This is a genomic window from Pollutimonas sp. M17, assembly GCF_025836975.1.
Lineage (GTDB): Bacteria > Pseudomonadota > Gammaproteobacteria > Burkholderiales > Burkholderiaceae_B.
Genome location: NZ_CP107548.1, coordinates 22764 through 40898, shown reverse-complemented (window position 1 = coordinate 40898; position 18135 = coordinate 22764). Strand labels below are relative to the sequence as shown.

Annotated in this window: 17 protein-coding genes; 13 read left to right on the top strand and 4 right to left on the bottom strand. The window is 64.2% G+C overall.

Features of this window, described 5'->3' with window-relative positions; translation table 11 throughout:
- Positions 1-11 precede the first annotated feature (11 nt).
- Entirely contained in the window at positions 12-1415 is a 1404-nt protein-coding gene (locus OEG81_RS00175; RefSeq protein ID WP_264130667.1) for a 3-isopropylmalate dehydratase large subunit, read from the bottom strand.
- Between the two features lie 213 nt (positions 1416-1628).
- On the opposite strand from OEG81_RS00175, the gene OEG81_RS00170 reads away from it, so the two are divergent.
- The 13 genes from OEG81_RS00170 (at position 1629) to OEG81_RS00110 (ending at position 15837) form a co-directional block, all read left to right on the top strand.
- Positions 1629-2636, top strand: a complete 1008-nt coding sequence (locus OEG81_RS00170) for a Bug family tripartite tricarboxylate transporter substrate binding protein (protein WP_264130666.1) — start codon at positions 1629-1631, stop codon at positions 2634-2636.
- A 23-nt stretch (positions 2637-2659) separates the two neighbouring features.
- Positions 2660-3844 (top strand): mandelate racemase/muconate lactonizing enzyme family protein, encoded by a 1185-nt coding sequence (locus tag OEG81_RS00165; RefSeq protein ID WP_264130665.1) that lies wholly within the window; start codon positions 2660-2662, stop codon positions 3842-3844.
- Positions 3841-4761: a ketopantoate reductase family protein gene (locus OEG81_RS00160; RefSeq protein WP_264130664.1), complete on the top strand. Its 921-nt coding sequence runs from the start codon at positions 3841-3843 to the stop codon at positions 4759-4761. The genes OEG81_RS00165 and OEG81_RS00160 overlap by 4 nt, the downstream gene beginning before the upstream one ends.
- A gap of 201 nt (positions 4762-4962) precedes the next feature.
- Positions 4963-6261 carry a CmpA/NrtA family ABC transporter substrate-binding protein gene (locus OEG81_RS00155; protein ID WP_264130663.1) on the top strand — a complete coding sequence of 433 codons (1299 nt, stop codon included), beginning with the start codon at positions 4963-4965 and terminating at the stop codon, positions 6259-6261.
- Positions 6262-6321: 60 nt separating this feature from the next.
- A complete protein-coding gene (ntrB, locus tag OEG81_RS00150) occupies positions 6322-7098 on the top strand; it encodes a nitrate ABC transporter permease (protein ID WP_264132657.1) in 777 nt (258 codons plus the stop codon).
- Between the two features lie 4 nt (positions 7099-7102).
- Positions 7103-7960 (top strand): ABC transporter ATP-binding protein, encoded by an 858-nt coding sequence (locus tag OEG81_RS00145; RefSeq protein WP_264130662.1) that lies wholly within the window; start codon positions 7103-7105, stop codon positions 7958-7960.
- A complete protein-coding gene (gene nirB / locus OEG81_RS00140) occupies positions 7957-10389 on the top strand; it encodes a nitrite reductase large subunit NirB (RefSeq protein WP_264130661.1) in 2433 nt (810 codons plus the stop codon). Before OEG81_RS00145 ends, nirB begins: the two co-directional genes overlap by 4 nt.
- A gap of 7 nt (positions 10390-10396) precedes the next feature.
- On the top strand, positions 10397-10741 hold the full coding sequence (gene nirD / locus OEG81_RS00135; RefSeq protein WP_264130660.1) for a nitrite reductase small subunit NirD: 345 nt from the start codon (positions 10397-10399) through the stop codon (positions 10739-10741).
- 3 nt (positions 10742-10744) lie between these two features.
- Positions 10745-13471, top strand: a complete 2727-nt coding sequence (locus OEG81_RS00130; RefSeq protein WP_264130659.1) for a nitrate reductase — start codon at positions 10745-10747, stop codon at positions 13469-13471.
- Complete coding sequence (cobA, locus tag OEG81_RS00125) at positions 13468-14253, top strand: uroporphyrinogen-III C-methyltransferase (protein ID WP_264130658.1); 786 nt, start codon at positions 13468-13470, stop codon at positions 14251-14253. Before OEG81_RS00130 ends, cobA begins: the two co-directional genes overlap by 4 nt.
- 48 nt (positions 14254-14301) lie before the next feature.
- Entirely contained in the window at positions 14302-14934 is a 633-nt protein-coding gene (gene yfcF, locus OEG81_RS00120; RefSeq protein ID WP_264130657.1) for a glutathione transferase, read from the top strand.
- A gap of 71 nt (positions 14935-15005) precedes the next feature.
- The gene (locus tag OEG81_RS00115; RefSeq protein WP_264130656.1) at positions 15006-15260 is read left to right on the top strand and encodes a heavy-metal-associated domain-containing protein; all 255 of its coding nucleotides are present in this window, start codon (positions 15006-15008) and stop codon (positions 15258-15260) included.
- Positions 15261-15279: 19 nt separating this feature from the next.
- Positions 15280-15837: a DNA-3-methyladenine glycosylase I gene (locus OEG81_RS00110; RefSeq protein WP_264130655.1), complete on the top strand. Its 558-nt coding sequence runs from the start codon at positions 15280-15282 to the stop codon at positions 15835-15837.
- 65 nt (positions 15838-15902) lie between these two features.
- Here the strand turns inward: OEG81_RS00110 and OEG81_RS00105 are convergent, their stop codons facing one another.
- The 3 genes from OEG81_RS00105 to OEG81_RS00095 form a co-directional block, all read right to left on the bottom strand.
- A complete protein-coding gene (locus OEG81_RS00105) occupies positions 15903-16328 on the bottom strand; it encodes an organic hydroperoxide resistance protein (RefSeq protein WP_264130654.1) in 426 nt (141 codons plus the stop codon).
- A gap of 146 nt (positions 16329-16474) precedes the next feature.
- Complete coding sequence (locus OEG81_RS00100) at positions 16475-16933, bottom strand: MarR family winged helix-turn-helix transcriptional regulator (RefSeq protein WP_264130653.1); 459 nt, start codon at positions 16931-16933, stop codon at positions 16475-16477.
- Positions 16934-17175: 242 nt separating this feature from the next.
- Positions 17176-18117 carry a 2-hydroxyacid dehydrogenase gene (locus tag OEG81_RS00095; RefSeq protein ID WP_264130652.1) on the bottom strand — a complete coding sequence of 314 codons (942 nt, stop codon included), beginning with the start codon at positions 18115-18117 and terminating at the stop codon, positions 17176-17178.
- Positions 18118-18135 lie beyond the last annotated feature (18 nt).

Here is an 18135-nt window from a genome sequence, read left to right as displayed (position 1 = left end):
TCTGAAGGGTTTCATGCGAGCTCCCTGTGATCGGTGATGACGCCGGCTATGGCCGCCGCCGCGGCGCTGGCCGGGCTGGCCAGGTGGGTTCGCGCGCCCGGGCCCTGCCGGCCTTCGAAATTGCGATTGGTGGTGGATACGCTACGCTCGCCCGGCCGCACATAATCCCCGTTCATGCCTACGCACATCGAGCAGCCCGGTTCGCCCCATCTGAAGCCGGCATCGCGAAACACCTTGTCCAGGCCCTGTCGTTCCGCCGCGCGCTTGACCGCTTTCGAGCCTGGAACGACCAGCGCCTGCACGGATGGCGCGACTTTGCGGCCCGCAATCAATCGTGCCGCGTCCTCCAGGTCCGACAGGCGCCCATTGGTGCACGAACCGATGAAGACGCGTTGAACGGGTGTTCCGGCCAGCGGCCGGCCCGGTTCCAGACCCATGTAGCGATACGCCGCCCGCAGCCGATCGCGCATATGGCCCTCTTGCGCGGTCTCCAGCGACGGGAGCGGCTCGTGCAGGCCGACGACCTGGCTGGGATTGATGCCCCACGTCATCTGGGGACTGTCCAGCGCCACATCCAGGGCGAGCTCTTGCTCATAGCGCGCGCCCTCGTCGGACCGCAGGCCGCGCATGGCCGCCTGCGCCTGGACCGAGCCGGACAGGTCCGGCCGGACCGCGGCCAGGTATTCAAGCGTGACATCGTCCGGCGCGATCACGGCCGCCCTCGCGCCGGCCTCGATCCCCAGATTGCAAAGGGTCAAGCGGCCCTCCATCGAAAGGCCGCCCACCAGTTCTCCGGCCAATTCCAGAAACCCCATGCCCTTGCCGTGCACGCCGATCTCGCGCAGAACGTACAGCGCAAGATCCTTCGCGGAAAGGCCCGGCTGCATCACACCTGACAACGTCAACCGGGCGGCGTCGGGGCGGCGCATGACCAACGTTTGAGTCGCCAGCACATGCTCCACTTCGGATGTGCCTATGCCCCACGCCCACGCGCCCAGCGCACCCAGAGTACACGTATGGCTATCACCGCATACGACGGTCATTCCCGGCACGACCATGCCCAGTTCCGGCGCGACCACGTGGACGATACCCTGCCGGTCATGCGCCATGCCGTAGTGATCGATGCCGAACTCGCGGGCGTTGTCCTCGAGCGCCCCGATCATCTCCGCGCCTCCCGGCACCGCGCAAGCCAGGGTCCGGCCGGCCAGGGTCGGCACCATGTGGTCGGCGACAGCCACCGTGCGATGCGGACTGATCAACCCCCTGCCCTGTTCCCTCAAGCCCGAGAACGCCTGGGGGCTGGACAAATCGTGGACAAGGTGCCGGTCGATATGAATCAAATGCCTGCCATCGGGAAGCATGGCCACGTCGTGGCTATCCCAGATTTTGTCGAACAAGCTGCGCGCGCTTCCCATTGATTCTCCGTGAACAAGAAAAATATGCCTGGCGGGTCGAGCCTCGCCCGATCCTATCCCGTCTCAGATTCAGCCAAATGCGCACACGTGCGCTTTTCAACAACCCTTTGTGACAGGCATATATATGCATTGACAACCATCCCGAATCGCCATTATAGTTTATTTGATGCTCACGTGTGCATTAATGATAAACAGTAAAAACAAGGAGACAATATGTTCAAAGGCATTCTTCAGCAATCAAAGCCCGGCGGCATGCGCCGCCTGGCGATGGCGGCCGCCGTGGCGGCTTGCGGCCTGATGGCCGCCCCCACCGCATCCGCCCAATATCCCGACAAGCCCATACGATTGATCGTGCCCTTCGGCGCGGGTGGCACCAGCGACATTCTTGGACGAACGGTAGGCGCAGCCCTGGCGTCGGCACTGGGCCAGACCATCGTGGTGGAGAACCGCCCCGGCGCCAACGGCAATATCGGCAGCAACGCCGTCGCCAAGGCGCAAGCCGACGGGTACACGCTGTTGCTGGCGGCGGACGGCACCATGGTCATCAACCCCAATCTCTATACCGATCTGCCATTCAACCCGCGCACCGACTTCGCGCCCATATCCCGGGTTGCCGTGGTGCCGCTGGTGCTGGTGGCCAATCCTTCGGTCCAGGCCAATACGGTCGGAGAACTGATCGATCTAAGCAAGAAAAGCGGACAGACGCTGGACTTCGGTTCGGCCGGGATGGGAAGCATGGGGCATCTCACGGGCGAACTGCTCAAGCATGAAACCGGCATCAACATGCAGCATATTCCCTACAAAAGCGGAGGACAGGCCGTTACAGATGTCGTTTCCGGACAGATCCAGATGCTCATGACCGCCTTGCCCGTCGCCGGGCCCTTCCTGGCAGATGGCAAGCTCAAGGCCATTGCCGTTACGTCGGGCAAACGCTTCTCCGGCGCACCGACCATCCCGACCATCGCGGAAAGCGGCGTGGCGGACTTCGATTCGCCCAGCTGGTACGGCCTGCTGGCGCCCGCGGGCACACCCGACGCCGTGCTGGACAAACTGCACAAGACGCTGGCCGAAGTGCTGACCACGCCCGAGATGGCCGCGCACATGGAGCGCTTGGGCGCCATTCCGGTGGTGGACAGCCGCAGCGAATTCTCCGCCCGCATCAAGACCGATATCGACGCCTGGTCGAACATCATCAAGACGGCCAACATCACCCTCCAGTAGCTTCCTTAGATAGAGCAACACTCATGCGCATCGTCAACATACTCGAAACGGCCGTATCCTTGAAAGGCAGCATTTCGAATTCTCTGGTCAATTTCTCCGGGCACACCGTTTCACTCGTTGCCGTCGTCAGCGATGTGATCCGCAACGGCAAGCCGCTGACCGGTTTCGCATTCGACTCGATCGGTCGCTTCGCACAATCGGGCATCCTGCGAGACAGGATGATTCCGCGCCTTTTGGCTGCTCCGCCGCCCAGCCTGCTCGCTGACTCCGGCACGGCATTCGATCCCGGCAGGGCGCTGGCGATAATGATGCGCAATGAAAAACCCGGCGGCCATGGCGACCGGGCCGCCGCGGCGGGAGCGCTGGAACTCGCGTTCTGGGACCTGAACGCGAAGCTCGACGATGAGCCGGCCTATCGCCACATTGCGCGCCGAGTGGGCCGGGACGCTGCGTCGCCCAGCGTCCCGGTCTATGCCGCTGGCGGCTATTACTATGAAGGCGACAACATCGGGCGTTTGCAGGACGAGTTTCGCCGCTACCGGGATTCCGGCTTCAGCAAGTTCAAGATGAAGATCGGCGGCGCGCCGCTTGCCGTCGACCTGGAAAGAATCGAAGCGGCATTGTCCATCGCGGGCGACGGAGGCAATCTGGCGGTGGATGCCAACGGCTGCTTCGATCTCCCGACCGCCCTGGAATACGGGAAAGCCATCGAGCCATATCGCTTGCGCTGGTTCGAGGAAGCGTGCGACCCTCTGAATTATCATGCAAACCATCAACTGGCCCAGGCCTACGAAGGGCGCCTCGCCACCGGCGAGAACCTGTTCTCCGTCCAGGACCTTGGCAACCTGCTGCGTTATGGCGGCATGCGGCCCGGGCTCGATGTTTTTCAGATGGACCCGGGGCTGGCTTACGGTTTGACCGAGTACCTGCGCATGGTTGCCGCCCTGAAAAATGCCGGTTTCGACCGAAGCAACATGCATCCGCATGGCGGGCACCTGATCAACCTGCACATCGCATCGGGGCTGGGCCTGGGAGGCTGCGAAGCCTATCCGGGCGTATTCCAGCCGTTTGGCGGGTATGCCGACGCATGCACCCTGGGAGACGGCATGGTCCGTCCCACGGATGCGCCCGGATTCGGACTGGAACAGAAAGCGGAGCTTGCTCCCCTGCTCAATTCGCTCGTTGAAATCGGGAGAAGAAAAACATGAAGATAGCCATCATAGGATGCGGCGCCATGGGGTCCGTATATGCTGGTCTGCTTGCCGCCTGCGGGCACGATGTGGTGGCCATCGACCGATGGCTGGAACACGTGGATGCGATCAACCAAAAAGGATTGCGTGTCGAAGGCGCAAGCGGCGACCGCATAGCGCGAATCCGCGCATACACCGATCCGCCCGACGAAAGCGTCGACCTGATGATCATCGCGGTAAAGGCGGCTCAGGCCGGCGCCGCGGCCCGGCATGCCCGCCGCATGCTAAGCGGCAATACCGTGGTGCTGACCATTCAGAACGGCCTGGGCAGCGCCCAGGACGTGGCGGCGGCCATTGGCGAGGAACGCCTTGCGGTGGGCATCGCCGCCGCGTTCGGCGCGTCGCTGCCCCAGGCAGGGCATGCCCACCACAACGGCATGGCGGCGGTCCGGATGGGCGCTTACGGCAGCCTTGCCGCCGACCGCCTCGAAACGGTGGCCGCCGCGTGGCGCGATGCCGGGTTCAATGCGGAAACCGTGCCCAACGTGGCGGCCATGCAGTGGGAAAAGCTTATCTGCAATGTCGCCTACAGCGCGCCTTGCGCCATTACCGGCCTGACGGTAGGCCAGGTCATGGACGATCCGGACATGTCCAAGGTCAGCCAGGCCGCGGCCATTGAGGCCTGGGAGGTCGCCCGCGCCCTCGGCGTCCCGATCGACGTCCAGGATCCCGTGGCGCATGTGCGCGCCTTCGCGGCTCGCATTCCGGATGCCAAGCCTTCCGTGCTGCTCGATCTGGAGCGCGGGCGAAAGAGCGAGGTCGAATTCATCAATGGCGCCATCCCCAGGGAAGCACTCAAGTGCGGAATGCGCGCGCCCGTGAACGAAGTGCTGACGGCTTTGGTAAGGCAGCGGGAAGGCCTCGACGGCCACTGATCCGGTGGGTGAATAGAGGTACCCGTCCGGCACATACCCGGTGCGTGGCTGCTCGCTGCAATGCACAATTGCAGTGCGCTCGAAGTCCGGCCGCCAGACCCGTACAGAACCCGCCGCCTCTTATCCTCTCCAGCGTATTCAGAAAAAGCTGGCATGCGTTTTGCGTAATCCAGGAGGTCCCGCCACTTCTCTGGATCACCCATGACCGACGCCCGCAAGCCTGCTTCCAACGCTCCCGTCCACGCCGCCGCGCCGGCCAGCCCGCAACGCCGCACATGGCTGGGAAACGCCGCCAAGGCGGCAACCGGCCTGGGCATGCTCTCGCTGGCCGACCCCTTGGTCCGGCGCGCCGCCTGGGCGGCCGGCTCCGACGCTCCGGAAAAGAAAGAAGTAAAGGTCGGCTTCATCCCCTTGACCGATTGCGCCTCGGTCGTCATGGCCTCGGTCCTGGGCCTAGACAAGAAGCACGGCGTCACGATCATTCCGACCAAAGAAGCGTCCTGGGCCGGCGTGCGCGAGAAGCTCGCCAACGGCGACCTGGACTTTGCGCATGCGCTCTACGGCATGATCTACGGCATGCACCTGGGCATTGCCGGCAACCGGCAAGACATGGCCGTGCTGATGGGCCTGAACCAGAACGGCCAGGGCATTACGCTGTCGAAGCAGTTGCATGAAGCCGGCGTGGTCGACGGCGACTCGCTGCACAAGAAAATGGCCTCCGAGCCGCGCCAATACACGTTCGCACACACATTCCCCACCGGCACGCATGCCATGTGGCTGTACTACTGGCTGGCCAGCCACGGCATCGACCCGGCGGCGACACGCACGGTCACGGTGCCTCCGCCCCAGATGGTGGCCAATATGCGCATCGGCAACGTGGACGGCTACTGCGTGGGCGAACCCTGGAACGCGCGCGCCATCATCGACAAGGTCGGCTTCAGCGCGGCGGCCTCGCAGGATATCTGGCCCGGCCACCCCGAAAAAGTGCTGGGCACCCGGCAGGAATTCGTCCAGCGGCACCCCAATACGGCACGCGCCGTCACGGCCGCGATCCTGGAGGCCGGCCGCTGGATAGACAGTTCGCCCGAGAACGTCCGCAAGACGGCGCAAACCATCGCAGCCAAGTCCTATGTGAATACCGATGCGGCCACCATCGTCGACCGCATGCTGGGCCGGTATGCGAACGGCCTGGGCAAGTCATGGAACGACAGCCATTCCATGCGTTTTCATGACGGCGGCGCGGCCAACTACCCCTATCTGAGCGACGGCATGTGGTTCCTGACCCAGCACAAGCGCTGGGGCCTGTTGAAGACGCATCCGGACTACGCCGCCATAGCCGGCCGGATCAATCGCATCGATGTCTACGAGCAGGCGGCCGCGGCGACCGGGACACCGCTCCCGTCCAGCCCGTCGCGCTCCAGCAGGCTGCTGGACGGCGTGCTGTGGGACGGCAGCGATCCCGCCGCCTATGCGGACAGCTTCGCCATCAAGGCGGCATGAGGAAACGGCATGAATCCGGCAACACGACCCTCCGGCATCACACTGAAAAATCGCTGGCGCATGGGTGCCAGGCGGCTGGCCGGCCTGTGCGCAGGCCCCGTCATCGGCTTCGCGCTCCTGCTGCTGGTCTGGAAAATCATTTCCTTGCGCATCGTCGACATTCCCTCTCCCGAATCCACGCTGCCGGCGGCCTGGGAACTGTTCAAGAATCCCTTCTACGACAATGGCCCCAACGACCTTGGAATAGGCTGGAACATCCTGGCCTCGCTGGGCCGCGTAGCGCTGGGCTTCACCCTGGCGGCCGCGGTCGGCATACCACTGGGTTTCCTGATCGGCCGCGTGCAGGCCCTGAATGCCGTGTTCTCGCCGGTCATCAGCCTGCTGCGGCCGGTATCGCCGCTGGCCTGGCTGCCCCTGGGCCTGCTGCTGTTCCAGGCGGCCGATCCGGCCGCGATCTGGGCCATCTTCATCTGCTCGATCTGGCCCATGGTCATCAATACCGCCGACGGCGTCAAACGAGTTCCCCAGGACTACCTGAACGTGGCGCGCGTGCTAAACCTGTCCGAGTGGAAGGTGTTCACGCGGATCCTGCTGCCATCGGTGTTGCCCTACATGATGACCGGCGTGCGCCTGTCCATCGGCACCGCCTGGCTGGTCATCGTCGCCGCCGAAATGCTGACCGGCGGCACCGGCCTGGGATTCTGGCTGTGGGACGAATGGAACAATCTGAATGTCCAGAATATCCTGATCGCCGTGCTCGTCATCGGCACCGTCGGCCTGCTGCTGGACCTGTTCCTTCTGGCGCTGGCCAGGCGCCTTGACTACCGCGAGGCCTGAAACCATGGAAAAATTCGTACGGATAGAGTATGTGGAGCAACGTTACGACACCCGCAGTGGCCCATTCGTCGCCTTGCGCGACATCAACCTGGATATTGCGCAAGGCGAGTTCATCTCGCTGATCGGGCATTCGGGCTGCGGAAAATCCACGCTGCTCAACCTCATCGCCGGCCTTGCACGCCCCACGGACGGCGTGCTGCTATGCGCCGGAAGGGAGATCACGGGTCCGGGCCCCGATCGGGCCGTCGTGTTCCAGAACCATAGCCTGCTGCCCTGGCTGACCTGCCATCAAAACGTATACCTGGCGGTGGAGCGCGTTTTCGGGGGCGGCGAAACACCGGGCCAGTTGAAAGCCAGGACGGCTTCCGCTTTGAACCTGGTCGGACTGGGCCACGCCATGCACAAGCTGCCCAGGGAAATATCGGGCGGAATGAAGCAACGCGTCGGCATCGCACGGGCGCTGGCCATCGAACCCAAGGTCCTGCTGCTGGACGAGCCCTTCGGCGCGCTGGATTCGCTTACGCGCGCGCAATTGCAGGATGAGCTGCTGCGCATCGTGTCCAGCACCCATACGACCACCATCATGGTGACGCACGACGTGGACGAAGCCGTATTGCTGTCGGACCGCATCGTCATGCTGACCAACGGCCCGGCCGCCACCATCGGCGACATCCTGCCCGTCGGGCTGCCCCGCCCGCGCCATCGCATCGCCCTGCTGTCCGATCCTCGCTACACGGCCTGCCGCGCCGCCATCCTGGGCTTCCTGCATGAACGCCACACGCCGCCGCAAGCCGGCCATGGCGGCGCCACGCCCTCTTACGTCTCCCCATCCGAACAACCCGAATCCACCACCGCATCATGAAAAAAATGAAACTCGTCGTCGTCGGCAACGGCATGGCCGGCATCCGGACCATCGAAGAGCTCCTTAAACTGGACACGTCGCTGTACGACATCACCGTATTCGGTTCCGAGCCCCATCCCAACTACAACCGCATCCTGCTTTCGCCCGTGCTGACCGGCGAGCAGACGCTGGAAGACATCATTCTCAACGACCGAAGCTGGTATGAAGAGCATGGCATCACGCTGCACATGAACAGCACCGTGACGCGGATCAACCGGGCGCGTAAGGAAGTGATGACCGACGATGGCAAGACCGCCCGGTACGATCGCCTGCTGCTGGCCACCGGTTCCAAGCCCTTCATGCTGCCCGTGCCCGGCACGGATCTGGACGGCGTGGTCACTTTCCGCGACATCGGCGACGTTAACCGGATGATCGAAGCGGCCGGCAGGCTCAAGCGCGCCGTGGTCATCGGCGGCGGATTGCTGGGGCTGGAAGCGGCCAACGGACTGGCCATGCGCGGCATGCAGGTCTCTGTCGTGCACCTGGGCGCGTCCCTGCTGGACCGCCAACTGGACGGCGCCGCCGCAGCGCTGCTGCAGGGCAGCCTGCATGAGCGCGGCCTGGAATTCCTGATGGAGCGCCAGACCGAAGCCATACTCGGCAACGGGCAGGGCGCGGTGCGCGGCATACGGTTCAGGGATGGCGGCGAACTGGAGACGGACCTGGTCGTCATGGCCGTCGGCATACGGCCCAACACCGACCTGGCCGATGCCGCCGGCATCCATACCGACCGCGGCGTCGTCGTCAACGATACGCTGCAAACCTACGACCCCAGCATCTACGCCGTGGGCGAATGCGTCAGCCATCGGGGCATGGCCTACGGCCTGGTCGCCCCCTTGTTCGAACAGGCCAAGGTCGCCGCCAATCACCTGGCGCTGCACGGCATAGGGCGGTATGGCGGCAGCACCACGTCGACCAAGCTCAAGGTGACCGGCATAGACGTATTCTCGGCCGGCGAGTTCATGGGTGGCGCCGACACCGAAGCCATTACGCTGGCCGACCCGGTGGGCGGCGTGTACAAGAAGCTGGTCATCCGCGATGACAGGCTGATCGGGGCCTGCCTGTATGGCGACACCGTGGACGGCGCCTGGTATTTCCGCTTGATACGCGAAGCGAAATCCATAGGCGAACTGCGCGAAAATCTGATGTTCGGCGAGAGCTCCATCGGCGACACGGGCCACTCGGGCGAGAACAGCATCGCGGGCATGCCCGACACGACCGAGATCTGCGGCTGCAATGGCGTTTGCAAGGGCACCATCGTCAAGGCCATACGCGAAAAAGGCCTGTTCACCGTCGACGAGGTCAAAAAGCACACCAAGGCGGCCAGCTCCTGCGGCTCATGCACGGGCCTGGTCGAGCAGATACTGATCAATTGCATAGGCGGCGCCGCCGACATCAAGCCCAAGTCCGAGAAGGCCATATGCGCCTGCGCGGACTATACCCATGGCGAGCTGCGCAAGGCCATCCGCGAACAGCATCTGACCAGCATCCCCGAAACCATGCGCTTCCTGGAATGGCGCAGCCCCGATGGCTGCGCCACCTGCCGCCCGGCCCTTAATTACTACCTGATGTCGACCTGGCCGGGCGAGGCCCGCGACGATACGCAATCGCGCCTGATCAACGAACGCGCACACGCCAACATCCAGAAGGACGGCACCTACTCCGTCGTTCCGCGCATGTGGGGCGGCGTGACCAGCCCGTCCGAACTGCGCCGCATCGCCGACGTGGCCGACAAATACCACGTGCCCATGGTGAAGGTCACCGGCGGCCAGCGCATCGACTTGCTGGGCATCAGGAAGGAGGACCTGCCCGCCGTGTGGAAGGACCTGGACATGCCTTCCGGCCATGCCTACGGAAAAAGCCTGCGCACCGTCAAGACCTGCGTCGGCAAGGAATTCTGCCGCTTCGGCACGCAAGACTCCACCGGCATGGGCATCGCCCTGGAGAAAGACCTGGTGGGCATGTGGAGCCCGCACAAGGTCAAGCTGGCCGTCTCGGGCTGCCCGCGCAACTGCGCCGAATCCGGCATCAAGGACATCGGCATCATTGCCGTCGATTCGGGGTGGGAGCTGTATGTGGGCGGCAACGGCGGCATCAAGACCGAAGTGGCCCAGTTCTTCGTGAAGGTCCAAACCCATGACGACGTGCTGGAGTACGCCGGCGCCTTCCTGCAGCTGTATCGCGAGGAGGCCTTCTACCTGGAGCGCACCTGCCATTATCTGTCGCGGGTCGGGCTGGAGCATGCCAAGGCGCGCGTGGTGGACGATGCCGCCAACCGCGCGGAGTTGTATGCCCGGCTCAGGTTCGCGATCTCCTTCGAGAAGGATCCCTGGGCCGAGCGGGTGGAGCAGGCTTCCGCACGCCGCGAATTCGAAAACCTTACCGCATGACAGACACATGAATACATCCAGCCTTCAACAATCCGTATGGGTTTCCATTTGCGGCATCGATGACATCCCCCGACTGGGTTCGCGCGTCGTCCACCATCAAGGCCATGCGCCCATCGCCGTTTTCCGCGCCTCGGACGACCACGTCTTTGCCCTGGTCGATCGCTGTCCCCACCAGGGAGGCCCCTTGTCCGCCGGCCTGGTGCATGGCCATGCCGTCACCTGCCCGCTGCACAGCTGGACCGTCTGCCTCGAGGACGGACAGGCGCAGGCGCCGGACGTGGGCTGCGTCCGCAAGGTGGACGTCAAGGTGGAGGCGGGGCGGGTTTTCCTTGGCCTGCCCGGCGGGAGCTGAACCATGCACACCGCCCCAGAAGGTTGCACACCCGCAGCTGCGGCCAAGACGACGGCATCGGTGTGCTGCTATTGCGGCACCGGCTGCGGCGTGCTGATCCGCAGCCAGGGCCAGCGCATCCTGAGCGTGGAGGGCGACCCGGCTCATCCATCGTCGCAGGGCCGGCTGTGCAGCAAGGGCAGGACGCTGGCGGAAACCGTGCGCCGGGATGGGCAAAGCAGGGTGCTCCATGCGCAATGGCGCGCCGGCAAGGACCAGCCCCTGTCCGATATCGCGCTGGAAGACGCCCTGGACATCGCCGCCGGGAAACTGGCCGAGACCATCATGGAACACGGTCCCGACGCGGTGGGTTTCTATCTGTCGGGGCAACTGCTTACGGAGGACTACGCCGTCTTCAACAAGCTGGCCCGCGCCCTGGTCGGCACCAATAATATCGATACCAATTCGCGCCTGTGCATGTCCAGCGCCGTCGCCGGGTACAAGCTGACGCTGGGCGCCGATGCGCCGCCCGCCTGCTACGACGATCTGGACCATGCGGACACCGTCCTCATAGCAGGCTCGAACATGGCGTATACCCACCCGGTGCTGTTTCGCCGCCTGGAGGCGGCCAAGGCCGGGCGGCCGGACATGAAGATCGTCGTGGTCGATCCCCGCCGCAGCGAAACCTGCAGCCTCGCCGACCTGCACCTGGCCATCGCGCCCGGCAGCGACGTGGCGCTGTTTCATGCCATGCTCAACGTCATGGTCTGGGACGGGCTGATCGACCGCGATTACATCGAACGGCACACCGAAGGATTCGATGCCTTGAAGCAGCGCATTCATGAATTCACGCCCAGGGCCGCCCAGGACGTATGCGGCATACCGGCCGCCGACATCGTCCGCTGCGCACACTGGTTCGGCACGGCCAAGGCGGCGCTCTCCCTGTACACCATGGGGCTCAACCAATCCAGCAGCGGCACCGCCAAGAATGCGGCGCTGATCCACCTGCATCTGGCCACCGGCCAGATCGGCCGCCCCGGCGCGGGCCCGTTCTCGCTGACCGGCCAACCCAATGCCATGGGCGGACGCGAGGCCGGCGGCATGGCCACCCTGCTCCCCGGCCATCGCGATCCGGCCGATGCGACCCATCGGGCGGAAGCCGCCCGCTTGTGGCGGGTGGACTCCCTGCCGGCGGCACCCGGGCTCACCGCCCTGGATATGTTCGATGCCGTGCTGCAGGGCAAGATAAGGGTCTTGTGGATTGGCGCCACCAATCCCGCCCAGTCCATGCCGGATCAGGCGAAAGTCCGGGCCGCGTTGCGCAAGGCGGAACTGGTCATCGTGCAGGAGGCCTTTGCGGACACCGAAACCCTGGCCTACGCCGACCTGGTCCTGCCCGCCGCCACCTGGCCGGAGAAAAGCGGCACCGTCACGAACTCCGAGCGCCGCATCAGCCGGGTCCGCGCGGCCATGGAGCCGCCCGGCGATGCACAGGCCGACTGGAAGCTGGCCTGCGCCGTCGCCCGCAAGCTGGCGGATCGCATCGCCCCCCCCAAGCGCATGCTGTTCGATTACCTGGACGAGGCGCGCATCTTCGACGAGCACGCCCGCTTCACGAAAGACCGCGACCTGGACTACAGCGCCCTGAATCATGCCGTACTGGACGCGTCCGGCCCGCAGCAATGGCCCTACCGCGTGCCTACCCGCGGTCCCGTGCGCCTGTATGCGGACGGCGTCTTTCCCACGCCCAGCGGCCGGGCGCGCTTCTTCGATACCGGCTACGCGCCGGTCGCCGAAAGCGTATCGGCGCACTATCCATTGCGCCTGACCACCGGCCGCCTGCGCGACCACTGGCATACGCTGAGCAGGACCGGCCTGGTGCCCGCGCTGACACGCCATGTGGAAGAACCTTTCGTCCATCTGCATCCCGAAGACATGCGGCGCTACAAGATTCAGGACGGCGCGCTGGTCAAGATCAGAACCAGGCGTGGTCACCTGATCGTACCCGCCCAGGACGACCCCGGCCTGAAGCCGGGCCATGCCTTTCTTCCCATGCACTGGGGCAGCGGCTTCATCGCCGGCGACGGCGTCAATGCCCTGACCAGCGGTGCGCGCGATCCCATATCGCATCAACCCGAACTCAAGCACAGCGCCGCCGGCGTCGAAGCCTTGCAGTACGCATGGCATGCCGGTGCCTGGGTGCAGGGCTCTTATCCCGTCTTGCGGCGGCAGCTGGCTTCATGGCTGCACCGGTTTCCCTATGCCGTTCTGGTGCCCACCGCCATCGGCGGCGAAGGCGTCCGGCTGCGCCTGGCCAGTCCCGGACCGCCGAGCCCCGCGATATTGACTCAACTGGCCGGCGATCTGGGGCTGGATTCCGCCGACCTGGCTTTCGACGATCCGGCGCGGGGCGTGCTGCGACGCATCCTGCGCCTGGACGGCCGCATCAAGGCTTACCTGCTGGCGGGCGACATCCGGGCCGGCGAAGCGCTGCTTCATTGGGCCGACACCGGGCAGGCGCCCGCGAACGTCGGCCATGCGCTCATGGGCCGGAGCGGCCCCGTCGTCCGCGCCCGCATCGTCTGCAGTTGCGCCGGCGTCAGCGCCGCGGCCATCCAGTCGGCCATCGACGCGGGCGAGAATCTCGAGCAGATGAAAGCCTCGCTCCAGTGTGGCGTCGGCTGCGGCTCCTGTCTGCCGCAGATCAAGAGCATGATTCAGGACGCGAACCTCAAGGAGTTGCAAGCATGACGTATCCGACGATACCTTCCTCCGGAAAGGTCTGGCTGGTGGGCGCCGGCCCCGGCGACCCCGAGCTGCTGACGCTGAAGGCCCTGCGCGTCCTGAAGGAATGCCGGGTCTGGCTGGTCGACGATCTGGTCGGCCCCGGCATCCTTGCGCTGGCCTGCGATGCAACGCGCATCGTCAAGGTGGGCAAGCGCGGCGGCTGCGCCTCCACGTCGCAGGCCTTCATCCTGCGGCTCATGGCCCGCTACGCCCGGCAAGGCCACGCGGTAGCCCGCCTGAAAGGGGGGGACCCGTTCATCTTCGGCCGCGGCGGCGAGGAAATGGCCTGGCTGCGCGAGCGCGGCATCGCGGCCGACAGCGTCAGCGGCATCACCGCCGGCCTGGCGGTGGGCAGCGCCCTGGGCCTGCCGCTGACCCATCGCGCCGTATCGCGGGGCGTAATCCTGGTCACCGCGCATACCGCGGATGGCGCGCGGCCCGACTGGGCAGCGCTGGCGCGCAGCGGCCTGACCATAGTCTGCTATATGGGCATGAGCGGCATCGAGGAATTACGCCAGCAGCTGCTGGACGCCGGCTTCACCCCCCGCCTGCCGGTCGCGGTCGTCCAGCGCGTATCCTGTGCGACCCAGCGCCACGCCATCACCACGCTGCAAGATCTTGCTCGCGACGTCCAGGCACGGGAGCTGGGCAGTCCCGCCGTGATCGTGCTGGGTCAGGCCGTGGCGCACAGGCATGGCCATGCCGCCGACGCATGGATGACCATGCCCGCCGCCCATGCGATATAAACTGGCGGAGCCGCCATGGCGGCTCCGATTCTCCAACCAGGAAACAGCATGGCCTCACCCATCATTCTGTACACCAATCGCGAATACTCCAGTCCATACGTCCTTTCCGTCTACGCCACCCTGGTCGAGAAGGGCCTGCCCTTCGAACTCAAGTCCATTGACCTGGGCAGCGGCCAGAATCTCGAACCCGAGTATCGCCGCCTGTCCCTGACCTCCCGCGTTCCCACCCTGCTCCATGGCGGGTTCTCGCTGTCGGAGTCATCGGCCATCGTCGAGTACCTGGAGGACGCTTTCACACCTCCCGATTTTCCCTCGGTCTACCCTCACGATCCTCAGCTACGCGCCCGGGCCAGGCAAATCCAGGCCTGGGTGCGCAGCGATCTGGGCGCGCTGCGCGAAGAACGGCCGACCACCGTTATCTATGGCGCCAGGAACCCCCAGCCCTTGTCCGAGGCCGGCGGGCGCGCCGCCGACAAACTGTTGTCCGTTGCGGACACGCTGATCGACGAGCAGGGCGGCGACCTGTTGGGCTCGTGGTCCATCGCGGACGTCGATTTTTCGGTCATGCTCAACCTCCTGTGCGCCAACGGCGATCCGGTTCCGGAAAAAATCAGGCGATACGTGGACCGGCAGTCGGAGCGATCCTGCATAAAAAGCTGGTGGGCGCTTGCCAGACAATAAAGATATATTTAATATGCATCTTTAAGGGCGGAAGGGGTTTCCGCCTTTTCCCAACCCACAAAGGAAAGAAGATGCAAATTGGTATGCTCAAGCTTGCCGGCATGCGTGACGAACACTGCGCGGCCAAACTGGTCCAGGCGCTGAAAGCCGTAAAGGGCGTCGAAGACGCGCAAGTATCCTTTGGCCAGAGCAAGGCCACGGTGTCCTTCGATGAATCGCTGGTATCGACGCAGCGACTGCAGGTAGCCGTCGAAGATGCCGGCTACCATATCGCCAAGCCCGTGCATGGCGAAGACGGCGCATGTTGCGGAGGCTGCGGAGGCTGAAGCGCTGTAGAATTCCGCCATGAAACGATGCTACTGGTGCTCCAGCGACCCCGTCTACATGGCCTATCACGATACCGAGTGGGGCGTGCCCTCGCACGACCCCCGGCATCTGTTCGAAAAATTGATCCTCGAAGGCTTCCAGGCGGGCCTGTCCTGGATCACGGTGCTGAAGAAGCGCCCCCGTTTTCGCGAGGTGCTGTTCAATTTCGACGTCGAACGGCTGGCAAACCTGGACGACGACTACATCGACGTCCTTATGCAGGACAGCGGCATCATCCGCAACCGCCTGAAGCTGCGGGCCGTCCGGCAGAACGCCAATGCGTGGCTGGCCCAGGCCGACCCGGTCGGGTTGATCTGGTCTTTCGTCGATGGCAAGCCCCAAATCAACCACTACGCGCGCCATCAGGACATACCGGTGGTCACGCCCGTCGCCGAGCACATGAGCCGCACATTGAAGAAAGCCGGCTTCACCTTCGTGGGCCCCACCATCTGCCAATCCTATCTTCAAGCGGTCGGCTGTCTCATGGACCACACCACCGATTGCTTCCGCCATAAGGAATTGGCCCTTCCCCGCTGAGCGCGCCAAGCGCATGCCGATTCGCCCCGGCGTTCGGCCCGGGCGCCGCCCGAGCCGGTCCGGCGCTACGCCAGGGTCAGGGTAACGTCGATGTTTCCCCGCGTGGCGTTCGAGTAGGGGCAAACAATGTGCGCCTTGTCGACCAGCGCTTGAACCTGGTCGCGCGGCAGGCCCGGCACCGATATCTTCAGCTCCACCTCGATGCCGAAGCCCGTGGGGATGGGGCCGATACCCACCGTGCCCTGGATATTCGTCTCGGCCGGCAAGGCGACCTTTTCACGAGACGCCACCAGTTTCAGAGCGCCCAGAAAGCAGGCGGAGTAGCCGGCCGCGAACAACTGCTCGGGATTGGTGCCTTCGCCCCCCGCGCCGCCCAGGTCCTTGGGCGTAACCAGCTTGACATCCAGGATGCCGTCTGACGACACGGCGCGGCCATCGCGGCCTCCGCTGGCGGTGGCCTGGGCGCGGTACAAAACTTTTTCTATGGACATGGTCAATCTCCTGACAAGTGAAGTGAATGAAATATCGACGGTTCTCTTGAAAGCCGGCCCGTCGGTACCGGCATTTTTACATCTACACACACTATTAAATAGCACACTATTAATTAAGCATCCTACTCGCCCGGCCAGCCGGGCTCTCACGTATTCTTCATCAAGCGTTTCCGCAATTTCTCGAGCGACTTCTTGGTGATCGCCGCCTCTTCCGGAGAACACTGCGCCGCGCACATCACCGATTCCGGCACCGCGCGGGCCTTGGCCTGAAGCGCGCGCCCCGCGGCGGAAAGCGAAACGATGACCTGGCGCTCATCATCGATGGCTCGCGCCCGCTGCAACAAGCCGGCCGCTTCAAGCCGCTTCAGCAAAGGCGTCAGGGTGGCCGAATCCAGGAACAGGCGCTCGCCGATCTCCGAGACGGTCAATTCGTCGCGTTCCCACAGCACCAGCATGACCAGATACTGGGGATAAGTCAGCTCCAGCTCGCGCAGCAGCTTTCTATACACCTTGGTCATGGCCAGGCCGGTGGAATACAGCGCAAAGCACAGCTGATCGTCGAGCAGCAATCCAGGTGCCTGGCTTTTTAGGGATTTCGATTTCATAAGCGCAATATTAAATAGTGCGCTATTTAAATGCAAGCTTTATTTCGACATTCTTTTGAAGCCGATGTCCGGCGCGGCCCGGGCGCGGCAGGATTTTGGCGGACTCAGGCGGCGTCCGGGGCCAGGACGTGACCCACGTCATATTCTTCACCATCCGGCCCGGAAAGGAAGACGCCTTTCTTCAATTGCCGCATCCCGTACTGAATGCCATGCGGGGCGATTTCGTTTTCGACGATTAGGACTTACGCAACAGCCGTCACCGCTCTGCCCGTATCGAAAAAGTCGCACAGGTTGCGAATGGCCAAGGCGGCCATCCGCATTCGGGTCTCATGCGTGGCACTGCCGATATGGGGCGCCAGTACAACATTATCCAGGTCGCGCAAAGGGCTTGCATCCAGCGGCTCCCGATTGAACACGTCGAGCGCCGCGCCCGCGATGGTTTTATCAATCAAGGCGCGGCAAAGGTCGGGCTCGTTCACGACGCTGCCTCGTGCCACGTTCACCAGGAAGCCCTTGGGGCCCAGCGACTGCAAGACCCGGGCATCGATTAGCCCACGGGTTTCGGGCCCGCCCGGACAGCATAGGACAAGAATATCCACATACGCCGCCAACGGGTTTATGTCGTCGAAATAGGCCCATTCCACATCCTGCCTGGACCTGCCGAAATAGGCCACATCGACCCGAAACGGCAGCAGGCGCTTGACGATTTCCTTGCCTATCCTGCCCAGCCCCACTATGCCCACCTTCTTGCCCGCCAGCGTCGTGCCCAGGGGGAAGGACATGGCCGGCCATGCACCTTCCCTCACAAAAGCGTCCGCCCCGGGAATATGCCGCAACAAGGCGAGCAGCAGGCCGACAGCCATTTCAGCGACCGCCTCGTTGAGCACCTCGGGCGTATTGGTGACGACGATTCCCTTCTGCCTGGCATAGTCCAGCGGGATCCCGTCATAGCCCACTCCATTGGTGCTTATGATGCGCAAGCCCGGCAGTTGATCGATCAGTTCCCGGCTGATACGGTAATTCGAGCGAGTGACGATACCGGCGATCTCATCGTGCCTGGGCTTGCCCTCCCGCCCCAGGTCGTCGAACTCGGCAAGCGTGAAGGTCTCGAGCAGGGCCAGTTCGACCGGCTCCGGAAAAACGCCCACTTTAAGCAAGGGGGGAAACCGCGATGGAGCGCTCATGGGCGGGGCATGCCGGCG

Excerpts from the sequence above, each read along its gene's own strand:
- OEG81_RS00175 (WP_264130667.1), bottom strand. The coding sequence starts at position 1,415 with ATGGGAAGCGCGCGCAGCTTGTTCGACAAAATCTGGGATAGCCACGAC.
- OEG81_RS00170 (WP_264130666.1), top strand. The coding sequence starts at position 1,629 with ATGTTCAAAGGCATTCTTCAGCAATCAAAGCCCGGCGGCATGCGCCGC.
- OEG81_RS00165 (WP_264130665.1), top strand. The coding sequence starts at position 2,660 with ATGCGCATCGTCAACATACTCGAAACGGCCGTATCCTTGAAAGGCAGC.
- OEG81_RS00160 (WP_264130664.1), top strand. The coding sequence starts at position 3,841 with ATGAAGATAGCCATCATAGGATGCGGCGCCATGGGGTCCGTATATGCT.
- OEG81_RS00155 (WP_264130663.1), top strand. The coding sequence starts at position 4,963 with ATGACCGACGCCCGCAAGCCTGCTTCCAACGCTCCCGTCCACGCCGCC.
- ntrB (WP_264132657.1), top strand. The coding sequence starts at position 6,322 with ATGGGTGCCAGGCGGCTGGCCGGCCTGTGCGCAGGCCCCGTCATCGGC.
- OEG81_RS00145 (WP_264130662.1), top strand. The coding sequence starts at position 7,103 with ATGGAAAAATTCGTACGGATAGAGTATGTGGAGCAACGTTACGACACC.
- nirB (WP_264130661.1), top strand. The coding sequence starts at position 7,957 with ATGAAAAAAATGAAACTCGTCGTCGTCGGCAACGGCATGGCCGGCATC.
- nirD (WP_264130660.1), top strand. The coding sequence starts at position 10,397 with ATGAATACATCCAGCCTTCAACAATCCGTATGGGTTTCCATTTGCGGC.
- OEG81_RS00130 (WP_264130659.1), top strand. The coding sequence starts at position 10,745 with ATGCACACCGCCCCAGAAGGTTGCACACCCGCAGCTGCGGCCAAGACG.
- cobA (WP_264130658.1), top strand. The coding sequence starts at position 13,468 with ATGACGTATCCGACGATACCTTCCTCCGGAAAGGTCTGGCTGGTGGGC.
- yfcF (WP_264130657.1), top strand. The coding sequence starts at position 14,302 with ATGGCCTCACCCATCATTCTGTACACCAATCGCGAATACTCCAGTCCA.
- OEG81_RS00115 (WP_264130656.1), top strand. The coding sequence starts at position 15,006 with ATGCAAATTGGTATGCTCAAGCTTGCCGGCATGCGTGACGAACACTGC.
- OEG81_RS00110 (WP_264130655.1), top strand. The coding sequence starts at position 15,280 with ATGAAACGATGCTACTGGTGCTCCAGCGACCCCGTCTACATGGCCTAT.
- OEG81_RS00105 (WP_264130654.1), bottom strand. The coding sequence starts at position 16,328 with ATGTCCATAGAAAAAGTTTTGTACCGCGCCCAGGCCACCGCCAGCGGA.
- OEG81_RS00100 (WP_264130653.1), bottom strand. The coding sequence starts at position 16,933 with ATGAAATCGAAATCCCTAAAAAGCCAGGCACCTGGATTGCTGCTCGAC.
- OEG81_RS00095 (WP_264130652.1), bottom strand. The coding sequence starts at position 18,117 with ATGAGCGCTCCATCGCGGTTTCCCCCCTTGCTTAAAGTGGGCGTTTTT.